The organism is Rhizobium sp. Rhizsp82 (assembly GCF_047325115.1).
Taxonomy (GTDB): Bacteria; Pseudomonadota; Alphaproteobacteria; order Rhizobiales; family Rhizobiaceae; genus Rhizobium.
Genome location: NZ_CP168570.1, coordinates 2,927,220 through 2,942,613 on the forward strand (window position 1 = coordinate 2,927,220; position 15,394 = coordinate 2,942,613).

Genomic DNA, 15,394 nt, shown 5'->3' on the forward strand with positions numbered 1-15,394 from the left:
CGTGTTCCGACATCGGCAGCCAATTTTTCTCGTTCGCCGCCGATATCCCGTATCAGATGGACTGCAGCGTCCAGTCGACGATCTGCGTCGTGACCGCCGAGAACGACCGGTCGAGCGCCTTGACCATGCCATCGGCCGCTCCGCCGCCAGCCGGCACCGCGGCGCGGAATACCTTCTGCGCACGCACCGTGCCGTTGCGGTCGTTGATGATCTTCGCAGAGATCTCGACGACGGCCTGGCTACCCTTGCTGCTGTCGATCTCGAAGGCGCGGATATCGGTCACGACCTGATAGTCGATCGCCAGCCCCTGCCCGGGCTTGCCGACGCCGCCGAGCTTGCCGGAATTCTCATAGGCTTCGACCAGCTTCGACTGCACCATGCGGGGCAGCTTGTCGCTCCACTGCGAGCGGGCCAGATACTGGATTTCGGACGGAGAAACGCGCACCACGATCTGTTCGCTGTTCAGCGCCTGCAGCGCCGTCGGCTCCGGCACCAGGATCTGGCTGCGCTTGGCGGCCGGGCCGGCTCCATCGGCCATCGCAGCCGAGAGATCGTAGGTGTCGTTCTTGGCGCCCGTGCCGCAGCCGGCAAGGGTCAGCGCCACCAGCGGCAGCGTGAACGCTGCTCTCGCCAGCAATGAACGGCGCGCCAACAGATGCGATACGGCCATATTACGCTTCCCCTGCTTTCCCCAGATCAACGGCGTGTCCGGCCGTCATATTGCTTCACCGTATCGCCACCGAAGATCAGGCGCTGCGGGTTCTTGTCGAAATTGCTGATCGCGTCGTTGAGGTTCTGCACCGTGCTGCGCGTATCGTTGACCAGCGACTGCACATCGCGCAGGCCGCCGCTCGAGAACTTCTGCAGATTGTCAGCGATCGGCCCAATGCGGGCATTCAGGTTGTCGGCGACCTTTTTGAAGGATTCCAGCGTGTCGCGCGCCTCGGCAAACAGCGACTGCGAATTGTCGGTGCCGAGCAGCGCATCGAGCTTGATCAGGATGCCGTCGACACGCGTCGAAGCCGAGTTCAGCTTGTTCGCCATCTGCGAGACGTCCTGGATCGTCTGGTTGATGTCCTTCTGATGCGACGAAACCGTATTGGCAACGTCGCGGATCGATGCGACGGCAACGCGCGCATCCTTGGTCGCCTGCGAGATGTCGTCGACCGTGCCCTTCAGCTTCTGCGGATCGATCTGCGCAATCAGCGTATCGACGCGATCGAGCGCCGTCTGCGCCTTCTTGCCGACATCGTTGAAGGTCGTCGCCGTTTGGTCGAACTTGTCGATCGCGCCCTTCAGGCCGCCGGATGCATCGGCAACGTCCTTGCTGACCTTCTCCGCGTTGGCGAGGATCGTATCGATCTTCTTGGCATCGACGGCCTTCACCAGCGCCTCGACGGCGGCAAGCGTCGAATCCACCTTGCCGGAGACGTTGCGGACGGTCTCGGAAAGCTGGCCGACACTCTGCAGGAAGCTGTCGATATTACCGGAATTCTTGGCGAGCGCATCCGAGAAGGTCTCCGCATTCTGCAGCGTCTTGGTCAGCGGTCCGCGCGCATCCTGCACGAAGCCCTGCACCTGCCCGACCGCATCGTTGGCGCGATCGAGGATCTTGTCGGCGGTCGCCAGAAGGTTCGTCACGCTCGACTGGTCGGCGACGATGACGGCGCGCTTGCCGCTATCGATCGACTTCTGCAGGATGTTCTCCTCGCCGACCTTGCCGCCCGACATTTCGATATAGGCAGCACCCGTCAGGCCCTGGATTTCAAGGATCGCCTTGGTCGAGGGATAGATCGGCGCATCGACGCGCACTTCGGTGAAGGCCAGCGAATATTGCGGATCGTCCGCATCGATCGACAGCGACTTGACGGAGCCGACCTGGATGCCGTTGAAGCGGACCGGCGAACCGACGCTGAGGCCGTTTGCCGATCCCGGAATGCGCACGACGAGCTCGGCCATCGGGCCGCTTCGGCCGTATTCCGCCATCCAGTAGACGAAGCCGAACGCCGCTGCGATCACCAGAACGGTGAAAATGCCGACAATCGTGTAGTTCGCTTTGGTTTCCATCGTCTCCGGTCACTTCCCGCGGCTGTCGTGACTGCCCGCGCGCCCGGCGCCGGCAGTCTCTTCCTGCGGCACGATCGAGCGTGCGCGCTTGCCCTTGAAATAGGACTGAACCCACGGATCGTCGTAGGCCAGCATGTCGTCGATCGTCCCTTCCACCATTACCCGCTTCTTTCCGAGCACGGCAATACGGTCACAGACGGAAAACAGGCTGTCGAGATCGTGGGTCACCATGTAGACGGTGAGGCCCAGCGTATCGCGCAGCCTGGCAATGAGGTCGTCGAATTCGGCCGCACCGATCGGGTCGAGGCCCGATGTCGGCTCGTCCAGGAAGACGAGATCGGGATCGAGCGCCAGGGCGCGGGCAAGTGCAGCGCGCTTGATCATGCCGCCCGAAAGCTCCGAGGGATATTTGTCGGCCGCATCGGCCGCGAGGCCGACGAGCTTGATCTTCAGATGTGCGAGCTCGTCCATCAGCGATTTCGGCAGATCCAGATATTCGCGCATCGGCACCTGGATGTTTTCCTTCACCGTCAGCGAGGAAAACAGTGCGCCCTGCTGGAACAGAACGCCGAGGCGCATGTCGAGCGAGTTGCGCTCGCTCTCGTTCAGTTCGTCGAAATTCTGGCCGAGGATTTCGATGGTGCCCGACTGGCGCGGCAACAGGCGCAGGATCGTGCGCATCAGCACCGACTTGCCCGTACCGGAGGCACCTACGAAACCGAGGATCTCGCCGCGGTAGATATCGAGATTGAGATTGTCGAGCACGATCTTCGAGCCGAAGCCGACGGTGACGTCGCGCGCCGAAAGCACGATGTCCCGCTCCTTCTCACTGCCCGTTTCGTTTTCCTGACCGTTCACGCTCAAACCCTAGAAATTGATGGCCGCATAGAAGATGGCAAACATGCCGTCCATGAGGATGACAACGAAGATCGCCTTCACGACTGCGGCCGTCACGTGCTGGCCGAGCGATTCGGCACTACCGCCGACCTTAAGCCCTTCCACGGCGGCGACAATCCCGATGACGAGAGCCATGAACGGCGCCTTGATCATGCCGGCAAGCACGGTAGACAGCGTCACCGCCTCATGCAGGCGCGACAGGAAGGTCGCGAAGGTGATCCCGGAATAGGCCCAGGCAACGGTTGCGGCGCCCAGCAGCGAAGCGAAATTGGCAAGTACAGTCAGAAGCGGCAGCGCCACAGTCAGCGCCACCAGCCGCGGAAAGATCAGCACGCCGACCGGGTTCAGCCCCATGACCTTCAGCGCGTCCACTTCCTCGCGCATCTTCATCGAGCCGATTTCGGCGGTAATGGCGCTGCCCGAACGGCCGGCGATCATGATCGCGGTCAGCAGCACGCCGATTTCACGAAGCTGCAGAATGCCGACGAGGTCGACGACGAAGACTTCCGCGCCGAAATAGCGAAGCTGGAACGCGCCCTGCTGCGCGATGATCGCGCCAATCAGGAAGGACATCAGCAGGATGATCGGCGTCGCGCGGACGCCCATGTGATCGATCTGGTTGACGATAGACGCCGGCGACACACCGGAACCGCGGCCAAACTTCATCTGCGCACCGCGCACGGCAGAGCCCAGGATGTACATGGCAGCGGAAAAATTATCCCAGAGATCGAAGGTCATCTTGCCGACGGGCGCAAAGACGCGCTCCAGCAACGGCTTCTGCTTCGGCGTCTCGGTCTCCTGCTTGTCCGGCTTGCGGGAGAATTCTTCGATCATCTCGTCGATATGCTGATTGGTGCACTCGAAATGCACCTGCCGCCCGGCCGCTTCCTCTTGCATCTTCAGGCGCACCAGCAGCCAGACACCCGCCGTATCGATATCGGTGACATCGGAAAGGTCGAGCGTCAGGTCGCCGTCATTCTGCGGCAGCTTGTCGAAATCCTTGATGACGGTATGAATATTGGCGCTGCGCCAATTGCCTTCCAGACGGACCATCCGCCCGTTGCCATTGGCTTGGTCGTCCACGTGGAGTGAGGCGGCTTTGCTGGGCTCGGGCTTCAAAATGCTTGTGTCTTTCAGGGCTTGCGGCGACATTGCCGACTCGCGAAGCATCGCTCACGCCCGGCGGGTTAATATACCCAAGACCCACAGAATTTCCATGCTTGCAGGATTGCAAATATGCCACGGTCCCTCGAAATCCAAATGAATTCATTCCCGATCGCGGGCACCTTCACCATCTCGCGCGGTGCAAAAACCTCCGCCGAGGTGATCTCGGTGACATTGCGCGAAAATGGCGGGCAAGGATGGGGTGAATGCGTGCCCTACCGCCGCTACGGCGAGACGATGGAAAGTGTCCAGGCACAGATCGAAGCCGCCCGGCCGCTGATCGAATCAGGAATTTCTCGCGAAGACCTGCTCTCGGCGATGGCCCCAGGTGCCGCCCGCAACGCCGTGGATTGCGCGCTCTGGGATCTCGAATCGAAACTCTCGGGCACCAGCGTCGCAAGCCGCATCGGCCTGACGGCGCCGAAACCCCTCACCACTGCCTATACGATCTCGCTCGGCGAGCCCGACGTGATGGCAGCGCAGGCCGGCGAACATGCCGGACGCGCACTGCTGAAGGTCAAGGTCGGCACCGGCGACGATGAAAGCCGCATCCGCGCCGTGCGTGCAGCAGCCCCGAATGCGGCGATCATCCTCGACGCCAACGAAGGCTGGCCGGAAGCGGCACTCGAGCATCACCTGAAAATCTCAGCCGAAATGAACATCGCCCTCGTCGAGCAGCCGCTGCCGGCAGGCAAGGACGAGATGCTGGCCGTGATCAATCGCCCGGTCATCGTCTGCGCCGACGAAAGCGTCCACCACACCGGCGATCTCGCCAGCCTGCGCGACCGCTACGACGCGATCAACATCAAGCTCGACAAGACCGGTGGCCTGACGGAGGCGCTGGCGATGAAGCGCGAGGCGCAACGGCTGGGCTTCCAGATCATGCTCGGCTGCATGGTCGGCACCTCCCTGGCGATGGCACCCGCCGTGCTGCTGGCGCAGGATGTCGAATTCGTCGATCTCGACGGCCCGCTCCTGCTCGCCAGAGACCGGGAACCCGGCCTGCGTTACGAAGCTTCCCTTGTCTTCCCGCCGGAAAGAGAACTCTGGGGCTGAAGGTAATAGGCAACGAAGACCAGCGTCATGCCAATAGCGGCGACCAGCGCCATGACGTAGTAGCTGGCAAGACCGAGCCAGGCATAGAGATAGCCTGATGCCAGCGTCATCAGGCCCATGAACATGCCGTTATAGAAGAAATAGGCGCCCTGCGCCGAGGATTCCTGCGTTGCTTGCACCGAGGCAACGATCCGCCGCTGCACGCCGGTATGGACGAAGGCATAGGTGCAGGAATGGAAGCACTGCAGGAAGAAGAAGCCTGCGAAACTCCAATGCATCGGAAACAGCACCCAGCGGCAGATGCACATGGCGCAGCCGATGCGGATCAGCGTCCACGCATTGAAGCGGCGGTTCAGGTGCTTTGAGATGAAGAACACCATCACCTCGGAGGCAACGCCGGCACTCCAGAGAATGCCGACCTGCGTCCCCGAAAAGCCGAGCTGGTGCCAGTATATCGAGGCGAAGGCATAAAGCAGCGCGTGGCTGGACTGCTGGATCGCCACGCCCCAGAGCAGCACGAGAAGATGCGGCTGGCGGAGCGAACTCCCCGTCGCCTGCTGCAGATCGACGGGCACGTTGCGCCGCCGCGTCGGGCCGATGCGAGGACAATAGATCGCCATCGCCATTGTCGTCGCAAAGCCGAAGATCATCACGGGCAGCACCATGTTGCCGCCCCAGACACCGATCATCTCGCCGCCGATCATCGTCGAGACGATGAAGGCGATCGAGCCCCAGACGCGCATCGAGCCGTAATCCAGGCCCCAGCGGCGCACGCCGGAAATAACGATCGATTCGACGATCGGCACATAGGGCGCGAAGGTGGCGCCCTGGATGCTGTAGACGATCAGGACCGGCCAGAAGGTCGTCGTCCAGTAGAGCGCAATCGCGGTAAGCAGCGACAGCCCGCCCGACCACAGGAGAACGTCGGCGCGCTCCTCCATCCGGTCGGCGTACATGGCAACGATGGGCGCCACGAGCACGCGCACCACCATCGGCACGGCAAGGATGACGCCGATCTCGTGATCGGTGAATTTGTGAACCGCAAGCCAGACGGGGAAGAACGGAAGAGCCACACCGTTGACGATCAGCGGGGCGCAGTAAGACAGGGCGCTGAGCAGCCGGAAACGCGGCGGAGCCCCCTCATCGGCAGAGGCATTATGGGCGGGAATCATGGTGGACCTGCAGGAAACTGTGCGTTGCCTAACACATCAACCTAGGGGCGACTATGGCGAGAAATAGCCCATTTGAAACGTTTTAAAAAATAAATAGGGCCGTTGCCCGGAGGCAACGGCTAAAGGTCTTGCAATATGGCGGGTTGAAAATCAGGCAGCCTGCGGAGCGCGCTCGGGCTGGTGCGTCAGCTTCAGCGTGACGGGCTCGGTGCTGGCAATGGCATTCCAGGTGATCAGCTCGAAAGTACCGTCTTCATGCTCGGCAATCGCCGTGCAGCTCTCGACCCAGTCGCCGGTATTGATGTAGCGCACGCCGTCCATCTCTTCGATGACGGCATGGTGGATATGGCCGCAGATGACGCCATCGGCGCCGCACTTGCGGGCCTCGTCGGCGACGACACGCTGGAACTCGCCGATGAAATTGACGGCGTGCTTGACCTGCAGCTTGGCCCAGGCCGAGAACGACCAGTAGGGCATGCCCATGCGGCGGCGAATGGCGGCGAGCACGATGTTGATGCGGATCGCCATGTCGTAGGCCCAGTCGCCGAGATAGGCGAGCAGACGGGCGTTACGCACGACGACGTCGAATTCGTCGCCGTGCAGCACCAGATATTTCTTGCCGTCCGCGCCTTCATGCATGATCCGCTCGGCGACTTCGATGCCGCCGAAATGCATGCCGGGGAAGTCGCGCAAGAACTCGTCGTGATTGCCGGGGATGTAGACGACGCGGGTACCCTTGCGCGCCTGGCGCAGCAGCTTCTGGACCACATCATTGCAGACCTGCGGCCAGTACCAGCTGCGCTTCAGCCGCCAGCCATCAACGATATCGCCGACGAGCACGATCGTATCGGCCTCGTGGTAACGCAGAAAATCGATCAGAAAATCGGCCTTGGCAGCCTTCGAACCAAGATGCACATCGGAAATGAAGAGCGTACGGAAGTGGCGCGTATCCATAATATCCTTCACAGGCTTCCTGCCCATGCCCCATCGTTCATCTGGCCTTCCAAAACCAGACTCGTGTTTCAGGAAGATGACAGCGCGGTTGTTTGACGCATGGCGCGGGCATAAGAGTTTTCCGCTTTTGAGCTCAAATTCTCACTGTCCAGCCACGCCGATTGTTGTATGGAGAAGTCTTCAAACGACATGACTGCGGCATTGGAGAAGGCAATGGATAATCAGGACAAATCCAAGACGGAGAAGAACCTGACAGGCGGAACTCTCGACGAACAGGCGCTGTTCTTCCACCGCTATCCCCGCCCCGGCAAGCTCGAAATCCAGGCAACCAAGCCGCTCGGCAACCAGCGCGACCTGGCGCTCGCCTATTCGCCGGGCGTCGCCGCCCCCTGCCTGGCAATCCGCGACGATCCGGAAACCGCTGCCGACTATACGTCGCGCGCCAATCTGGTCGCCGTCATCTCCAACGGCACCGCCGTCCTTGGCCTCGGCAATATCGGCCCGCTCGCGTCCAAGCCGGTCATGGAAGGCAAGGCCGTTCTCTTTAAGAAGTTCGCCAATATCGACGTCTTCGATATCGAGGTCGATGCCTCGACCGTCGAGCAGATGGTCTCGACCGTCGCCTCACTGGAGCCGACCTTCGGCGGCATCAACCTCGAAGACATCAAGGCGCCCGAATGTTTCGAGATCGAGCAGCAGCTGCGCGCGAAGATGCGCATCCCTGTCTTTCATGACGACCAGCACGGCACCGCGATCATCGTCGCCGCTGCAATCCTGAACGGCCTGGAACTGGCCGGCAAATCGATCAGCAACGTCAAGATCGTCACGTCAGGCGCCGGTGCTGCCGCCCTCGCCTGTCTCAATCTCCTGGTCGAACTCGGCGCCAAGCGCGAAAACATCTGGGTCCACGACATCGAAGGCCTCGTCTACGAGGACCGCAACGTCTTGATGGACCAGTGGAAGGCCGTCTATGCGCAGAAGAGCGACACCCGCACGCTCGCCGAAAACATCGGCGGCGCCGATGTCTTCCTGGGCCTCTCCGCCGCCGGCGTCCTGAAGCCGGAACTGCTGGAGCAGATGGCAGAAAAGCCGCTGATCATGGCGCTCGCCAACCCGACGCCGGAGATCATGCCGGAACTCGCCCGCGCCGCCCGCCCGGATGCGATGATCTGCACCGGACGTTCGGACTTCCCGAACCAGGTCAACAACGTTCTCTGCTTCCCCTTCATCTTCCGCGGCGCGCTGGATTGCGGCGCCGAGGAGATCAACGAAGCCATGAAGATGGCAGCCGTCCGCGCCATCGCCGGTCTCGCCCGCGAAGAGCCTTCGGATGTCGCCGCCCGCGCCTATTCCGGCGAAACGCCGGTCTTCGGGCCGAACTACCTGATCCCGTCGCCCTTCGACCCGCGCCTCATCCTGCGCATCGCGCCGGCCGTCGCCAAGGCTGCGGCCGAAAGTGGCGTCGCGCGCCGTCCGATCACCGATTTCGACGCCTATCTCGACCAGCTGAACCGCTTCGTCTTCCGGTCCGGCTTCGTCATGAAGCCGATTTTCACCGCCGCCAAGGCTGCCGAGAAAAAGCGGGTCATCTTCTCTGAAGGTGAAGACGAGCGCGTGCTGCGCGCCGCCCAGGTGCTGATCGAAGAAGGCATTGCCGAGCCGATCCTGATCGGCCGTCCGCAGGTCATCGAGACCCGCCTGCAGCGCTACGGCCTGCGTATCCGTCCGCTCGCCGATTTCGCCGTCATCAATCCCGAGGACGATCCGCGCTTCCGCGAATATGTCGATCTCTATCTGTCGCTGGTCGGCCGCCGCGGCGTCATCCCGGAAGCGGCGCGCACCATCGTGCGTACCAACACCACGGTCATCGGTGCGCTGGCGCTTCGCCGCGGCGAAGCCGACGCGCTGATTTGCGGCCTTGAGGGACGTTACGAGAAGCATCTGCGCGACGTTCGCCAGATCATCGGCAAGCGCAAGGATGTCCGTGATTTCTCGGCGCTCAGCCTGCTGATCTCGCAGCGCGGCGCGACCTTCTTCACCGACACCTACGTCACCTTCAATCCGAGCGCCGAAGAAGTGGCGGAATCGGCGGTTCTTGCCGCCGAGGAAATCAAGCGCTTCGGCATCACGCCGCGCGCCGCCCTCGTCTCGCATTCCAACTTCGGCTCGCGCGAAAGCGAGAGCGCCACGAAGATGCGCGGCGCCCTGCAGCTGATCCGCGATGCAGCGCCTGATCTCGAAGTCGATGGCGAAATGCATGGCGAAAGCGCGATTGCCGATGAGATCCGCAAGCGCGTCATGCCATCCACGACATTGCACGGCGAAGCCAATCTTCTGGTCTTCCCGAACCTCGATGCGGCCAACATCACACTCGGCGTCGTCAAGTCGATGACCGACGGCCTACATGTCGGCCCGATCCTGCTCGGCACGGCGCTCCCGGCTCATATCCTGGCGCCTTCGGTCACCTCGCGCGGCGTCGTCAACATGGCGGCTCTGGCCGTCGTCGAGGCACAGCAGCCGGCGTGAATTTGCGGTCGATCGGAAAAATGCGTTAGAATTCCTTCGTTAGCTTGTTAACGGAAGGCAGCTAGACAGGATGGATGCGGCAAATGCCCTGCCGCTTCCGGTTTGACTATGCTGCGGGATGATACCGTGAAACGCCGAAGCCTGACCCTTGCCCTTTTCCTTGCGGCTGCCGCGCCCGCGGCGGCCCAAACGAGTGCGATCTGCGAGGATCTGCGCGGCCGTCTTGCCGACCTGCCGCAGGTGATCGGCAACGGCCCGGAAATCCGCCAATATGCAAGCGCCATAGCCGAGCAGAACCTTGAGCTTCGCAAGCTGCGCAACGACCTGCGCAGCAACGGCTGCACCGTCGACAGCATGGTCGTCATCGGCGGCGAGAATGCCGGCTACTGCAGCGACCTGCAGGAATCCGAAGCACGGATGATCGACAACATCCACTACCTCCAGGACCGCCGCAACCAGCTGCGCGAATCCGGCGGCAGCGATATCAACGAACGCCGCCAGCTGATGGCCGCCCTTGACGACAACGGCTGCAACGACGATCCGGGCTATCAACCGGACGAGCGCGCCTATCAACCAGCGCCAAGCACTGAAGAACAGGCGATGCGCGGCGATACGTTCATCCCGCTCGGCAATGGCGAGGAAGGCAACACGCAATATGGCGTGCCGCGCGGCGAGATGATGTCGCATGTCAGCACCATGTGCGTGCGCACCTGCGACGGCGGCTTCTTCCCGATCAGCACCAACGCCACCTCGATCGATTTCAGCCGCGATGCCTCGACCTGTTCGAAAATGTGCCCCGGCATCGAGACCGAGCTCTTCTATCAGGACGTTTCGAACACCGACGCCGCCAACATGGTCTCGGCCGCAACGGGCGCCCGTTACAGCGCGATGCCGAACGCCTTCGCCTACAAGAACCGCGCTCCCGGCGAAAAGTCGTCCTGCACCTGCAATCTGACCGCCTATTACGAGCAGATGCGAAAGAACCAGACCGCCAGCGCGCCGCCGCCGAAGGGCTCGATCACGACGATCACCACCAAGCCGCCGGCAACGGCGGCTCCGGCGCCCGCAGCACCACAGGTGCAGGTCCCAGACAGGCCCTACGATCCGCAGAACAGCAAGGTCCGCCAGATCGGCCCGCAATTTCTCGCTGGCGACCAGGGCAGCATCGATCTGAAGAACCCGGCAACCTCAGGCCCGCAGCCGCAGCAGCAACAGCAGAACTAAGACCAGCCGGCATACACTGAACGTCTGCCGTTCCTAGCGGCGGCCCCAGCCATCGCGGAAGACCAGCTCCTCGAGCGGCAGCCGTTGCCGCCAGCCTTTGACGGCGAGTTCCGGCTCCCGGTAGAGCTCGTCGACATAGCCGACGCAAAGCCAGGCCACGATCTCGATATGCGTGGGCACGCCGAGGATCTCCTTGAGCTCGTTCTCACGGAAGATGCTGACCCAGCCGACACCAACGCCTTCGGCCCGCGCTGCGAGCCACAGGTTCTGCACGGCACAAACGGTCGAATAGCTGTCCATCCGCGGATTGTGCGAACGCCCCAGGACCACCTCGCCGCTACGCGAGGGATCGCAGGTGATGCAGACGCCGAGCGGTGCCTTGAGGATGCCTTCGAGCTTCAGCGACCGGTAGGTCGCCTGCCGCTCGCCATCGAACATCCCGGCCGCCTCATGGTTGGCGCGATCAAACGCCTCCCATACCCGCCGGCGCACGGCCGCATCATCGACGACGATAAAATTCCACGGCTGCATGAAGCCGACCGACGGCGCATGATGGGCGGCCGCAAGCAGCCGCATCAGCACATCCTCGGGTACCGGATCCGGCAAAAACTGGTCGCGCACGTCGCGCCTGGTCATGATCGCCCGGTAGACGGCATCGCGCTCGTCACCGGAAAAAGCGGATGCGCGCTGCAGCGCATCCCCGCTCAAGGGTCGCATCGTCAAATCCCCAACAACGCAACCGACCCGCCGTCCGCGCGGGATCAGTCTATGATGCCAGGCCGGTCTTCTGACTTGGCGTCATCCGCCCGCCGCAGCCTTCCCGGTGTCAACCAGTGGCACGATGCGGCAGGCGTCAGCCTTACAGCGTTGGGCACGTTCCGGTCTTCCACCGGATTCCCGATTCTCCCGCCGTGGCGGGCACCTGACGAGAACCTCTTGCCCGTTTTACCGGCGCGCTTCAAGTGGCCGGGAATTAGCGCACATAGGCAAACTCATCACCATCCGGTGACCAGCAGGGAACATTGATCGTGCCCTGCCCGCCGAAAAGCTCGAAAAGCGTCGTCAGATTGCCGCCGTCCATGTTCATCAGCCGCAGCCTGACATGCAGGTCGCGCGGGTGGTCGAAAACATCAGGATCGTAGGAGAGGATCAGCACCCGGTCGTTGGTTGGCGACGGATGGGCAAACCAGTTGCCGTAATTGTCATGCGTGACCTGCTCCAGCCCGGTTCCATCGGGGTGAACGCGCCAGATCTGCATCAGCCCGGTCCGGCTGGAATTGAAATAGATCCACTGCCCGTCGAAGGAATAATCCGGCCCGTCATTGCGCCCCTCGCCATGCGTCAGCCGCCGCTCGGCGCCGCCATCGACCGCTATCGTGTAGATGTCGAAGACGTCGTCGCGGATACCGCAATAGGCCAATTCCTTGCCGTCGGGCGACCAGCCGTGCCAGTAGGACGGCAAGTTCGTGGTCACCTGCTTCGGCGCCCCACCTTCCGCCGAAAGCGTGTAGATGCAGGATTTGCCATATTCCGTCTTGTCGGAAATCACATACCGCTTTCCATCGGGCGAAATGCCGTGATCGTTGTTGCAGGCGGCGGCAAAGCCGGTATCGACCTGCTTCAGCCCGCCCTCACCATCCGGTGACAAGCGGAAGAGCAGCCCGTCGCCGTTCAGCAGCAGATAGCGCCCGTCGGGCGAAAAGTTCGGTGCCTCGATCAGCTGCTCCGTCTGGAAAACCACCCGGCTCTGGCCGGTGCGGATATTGTAGATCTCGACCGAACTGCGCATGCATGCCTCCCGCATTGTGCGGCGGTCCGGCTATTTGCCGTTCCGCTTCATTCTGATTTGCATGCGGTTTGTGCCATGCATCTGTGTCTCGATAAAGTCGCATCGCTTCAAAAGCGAACTGAGGTTCGGAGCGCCGAAATGCTGCGCCTTGAAGTCGGGATAGACCTGCCGCAGCAGGGTGCCGAGCTCGGCGATATCGAGCCAGCCTTCCTCCCTCAGCTTCGCCGTCTGCAGCGCCTGCGCGATATAGGGCCGGATGCTGGGTGATGGCTGCAGCGCAACGACCTTGGCCAGAGCCGGAAGGATCGTCGGCGCCTCTAGCAGACGCAGCTCGAAGAAATCGTCAAACGACTCGCGCAGCAGCCTCGAAGCATTCGGCGCACCAAGGCCGATCGCCTGCTTGCCGCGCATCCGGATACGCGCCGCCAGATGGCCGAGGTCACGATCACTGCTGGCAATGCAGAAGAGATCGATCGTCGAGGCTCCGAGATATTCCATCGCATCGACGGCAAGCAGGATATCCGCACCATTCTTGCCGGATTGCGAACTGACCGCCGTCTGCAGGCTGAGCGCATGCTTTCCGGCAGCCGCGACCCACGGCTGGGCAGCCTCCCGTGTAAAGTCGCCATAGGCGCGCCGCTCGACAAGGCGTCCGTAACCCGAGGCGATGTCGATGATCTCGGCCGCCGAGCGCGCCGGCAGGTTTTCGGTATCGATGAAGACGGCGACTTTCGTATCACGCACGATCAGGACCTCCCGCATTTCTGACGATAGAAACGCGGGAAGATGCGGAAGTCAGCAGCTTTCGGTTGATCGGGTTAACGATCGCTAACTGCGATCTCTAAACCGGTTGGTAATCGGATAGCGGCGATCACGCCCGAAATTCTTCTTGGTGATCTTCACGCCCGGCGCCGACTGGCGGCGCTTGTATTCGGCGAGATAGAGCAGATGCTCGACGCGGTGGACGGTCGCGACGTCATGTCCGCGCGCCACAATCTCGTCGACGCCCATCTCCTTCTCGACCAGGCACTCGAGAATGTCGTCGAGAACAGGATAAGGCGGCAGCGAATCCTGGTCCTTCTGGTCCGGGCGAAGCTCGGCGGACGGTGCCTTGTCGATGATATTCTGCGGGATGACGACGCCCGACGGACCAAGCGCATCCGGCGGCACATGTTCGTTGCGCCAGCGCGAGATCGCATAGACCTGCATCTTGTAGAGGTCCTTGATCGGATTGAAGCCGCCGTTCATGTCGCCGTAGAGCGTCGCATAGCCGACCGACATTTCCGACTTGTTGCCCGTCGTGACGACCATCGAGCCGAACTTGTTGGAAATCGCCATCAGGATCACGCCGCGGGCGCGGCTCTGCAGGTTCTCCTCGGTGATGCCGCTGTCGGTGCCCTCGAAGAGATCCGAAAGCGCCGAGGTGAAGCCCTTCACCGGCTCCTCGATCGGGACGATATCGTAGCGGCAGCCGAGTGCCCTGGCGCAATCGGCGGCATCCTTCAGCGAATCCTCCGACGTGTAGCGATAGGGCAGCATGACGGTGCGCACCCGCTCCTCGCCCAACGCATCGACGGCGATCGCCGCGCAGATCGCCGAGTCGATGCCGCCCGAAAGGCCGAGCACGACATTCTTGAAGCCGTTCTTGTTGACGTAGTCGCGGAAGCCGAGGAGGCAAGCGCGGTAATCGGCCTCCTCCTTCTCCGGAACATGCGACATCGGCCCTTCGCTGCAGCGCCAGCCATTCTCGCCACGCTTCCAGGTCGTGACCGCAAGCGCCGGCTCGAACTGGCTCATCTGGAAGGCCAGCGACTTGTCGCCGTTGAAGGCGAAGCTCGCGCCATCGAAGACCAGTTCGTCCTGGCCGCCGAGCTGGTTTGCGAAGATCAGCGGTAGGCCGGTCTCGATGACCTGGCGCAGCGCCACCTGATGGCGCACGTCCACCTTGCCGCGATAATAGGGAGAGCCGTTCGGCACCAGCAGGATTTCGGCGCCGCTCTCGGCCAGCGTCTCGCAGACGCCGAGATCGTTCCAGATTTCCTCGCAGATCGGCACGCCGATCCTGACGCCGCGAAAATTCACCGGCCCCGGCATCGAGCCTTCGTCGAAAACGCGCTTCTCGTCAAACTCGCCGTAATTCGGCAGGTCGATCTTGTCGCGCAGCACCAGGATCTTGCCGCCGTCGATGACCGCAACCGAATTGTGCCGCCCGGTTTCGCCCTGGCGGGGGAAGCCGACGATGACGCCCGGGCCGCCATCGGCCGTATCGGCAGCGAGATCGTCGACCGCCTTCTGGCAGGCTTTCAGGAAGGCCGGTTTCAGCACCAGGTCTTCTGGCGGATAGCCCGAAATGAAGAGCTCCGTCAAAAGCAGAAGGTCCGCGCCCTGGCGTGCCGCATCGGCGCGTGCCTCGCGGGCTTTCGCAAGATTTCCTGCAACATCGCCCACTGTGGGGTTCAGCTGCGCGACGGCGATACGGAGCGTGTTCAAGGGAGCGTTTTCCTGTGTCATGTCATTTATTTAGCGCGCGCGTCCTCGCCCCGCA

Annotated in this window: 13 protein-coding genes and 1 riboswitch; of the genes, 3 read left to right on the plus strand and 10 right to left on the minus strand. The window is 62.3% G+C overall.

Annotation, left to right across the window (positions count from 1 at the left end; translation table 11 throughout):
- Positions 1-52: 52 nt before the first annotated feature.
- From ACEN84_RS19580 to ACEN84_RS19595, 4 genes are read right to left on the minus strand one after another with little or no spacing between them, the layout of a single operon-like run.
- Complete coding sequence (locus ACEN84_RS19580) at positions 53-670, minus strand: ABC-type transport auxiliary lipoprotein family protein (RefSeq protein ID WP_413709613.1); 618 nt, start codon at positions 668-670, stop codon at positions 53-55.
- A 26-nt stretch (positions 671-696) separates the two neighbouring features.
- On the minus strand, positions 697-2,067 hold the full coding sequence (locus ACEN84_RS19585) for an MlaD family protein (protein WP_413709614.1): 1,371 nt from the start codon (positions 2,065-2,067) through the stop codon (positions 697-699).
- Positions 2,068-2,076: 9 nt separating this feature from the next.
- Positions 2,077-2,925 carry an ABC transporter ATP-binding protein gene (locus ACEN84_RS19590; protein ID WP_413709615.1) on the minus strand — a complete coding sequence of 283 codons (849 nt, stop codon included), beginning with the start codon at positions 2,923-2,925 and terminating at the stop codon, positions 2,077-2,079.
- Positions 2,926-2,934: 9 nt separating this feature from the next.
- Positions 2,935-4,116: an ABC transporter permease gene (locus ACEN84_RS19595; RefSeq protein WP_413709616.1), complete on the minus strand. Its 1,182-nt coding sequence runs from the start codon at positions 4,114-4,116 to the stop codon at positions 2,935-2,937.
- Positions 4,117-4,200: 84 nt separating this feature from the next.
- On the opposite strand from ACEN84_RS19595, the gene dgcA reads away from it, so the two are divergent.
- The gene (dgcA, locus tag ACEN84_RS19600) at positions 4,201-5,184 is read left to right on the plus strand and encodes an N-acetyl-D-Glu racemase DgcA (protein WP_413709617.1); all 984 of its coding nucleotides are present in this window, start codon (positions 4,201-4,203) and stop codon (positions 5,182-5,184) included.
- Here the strand turns inward: dgcA and ACEN84_RS19605 are convergent.
- Both ACEN84_RS19605 and ACEN84_RS19610 read right to left on the minus strand, forming a co-directional pair.
- Positions 5,136-6,356: an MFS transporter gene (locus ACEN84_RS19605; protein WP_413709618.1), complete on the minus strand. Its 1,221-nt coding sequence runs from the start codon at positions 6,354-6,356 to the stop codon at positions 5,136-5,138. The genes dgcA and ACEN84_RS19605 overlap by 49 nt on opposite strands.
- Before the next feature lie 150 nt (positions 6,357-6,506).
- Entirely contained in the window at positions 6,507-7,310 is an 804-nt protein-coding gene (locus ACEN84_RS19610) for a UDP-2,3-diacylglucosamine diphosphatase (RefSeq protein WP_112716573.1), read from the minus strand.
- Between the two features lie 213 nt (positions 7,311-7,523).
- Between ACEN84_RS19610 and ACEN84_RS19615 the strand changes: the two genes are divergently transcribed.
- Together ACEN84_RS19615 and ACEN84_RS19620 are read left to right on the plus strand one after the other, a co-directional pair.
- Positions 7,524-9,836 carry an NADP-dependent malic enzyme gene (locus ACEN84_RS19615; protein WP_130278189.1) on the plus strand — a complete coding sequence of 771 codons (2,313 nt, stop codon included), beginning with the start codon at positions 7,524-7,526 and terminating at the stop codon, positions 9,834-9,836.
- A gap of 126 nt (positions 9,837-9,962) precedes the next feature.
- A complete protein-coding gene (locus tag ACEN84_RS19620; protein WP_413709619.1) occupies positions 9,963-11,060 on the plus strand; it encodes a DUF2865 domain-containing protein in 1,098 nt (365 codons plus the stop codon).
- Between the two features lie 33 nt (positions 11,061-11,093).
- Here ACEN84_RS19620 and bluB read toward each other — a convergent pair whose 3' ends face one another.
- The 4 genes from bluB to ACEN84_RS19640 all read right to left on the minus strand — a co-directional run bounded on the left by bluB (position 11,094) and on the right by ACEN84_RS19640 (position 15,360).
- A complete protein-coding gene (gene bluB / locus ACEN84_RS19625; RefSeq protein ID WP_413709620.1) occupies positions 11,094-11,777 on the minus strand; it encodes a 5,6-dimethylbenzimidazole synthase in 684 nt (227 codons plus the stop codon).
- 42 nt (positions 11,778-11,819) lie between these two features.
- Positions 11,820-12,001: riboswitch (cobalamin riboswitch) on the minus strand.
- A gap of 32 nt (positions 12,002-12,033) precedes the next feature.
- Positions 12,034-12,849, minus strand: coding sequence for a TolB family protein (locus ACEN84_RS19630; protein WP_413709621.1), 816 nt, complete (start codon positions 12,847-12,849; stop codon positions 12,034-12,036).
- 30 nt (positions 12,850-12,879) lie between these two features.
- Positions 12,880-13,593, minus strand: coding sequence for an NYN domain-containing protein (locus ACEN84_RS19635; RefSeq protein ID WP_413709622.1), 714 nt, complete (start codon positions 13,591-13,593; stop codon positions 12,880-12,882).
- Positions 13,594-13,677: 84 nt separating this feature from the next.
- Entirely contained in the window at positions 13,678-15,360 is a 1,683-nt protein-coding gene (locus tag ACEN84_RS19640; protein ID WP_413709623.1) for an NAD+ synthase, read from the minus strand.
- Positions 15,361-15,394: the final 34 nt, after the last annotated feature.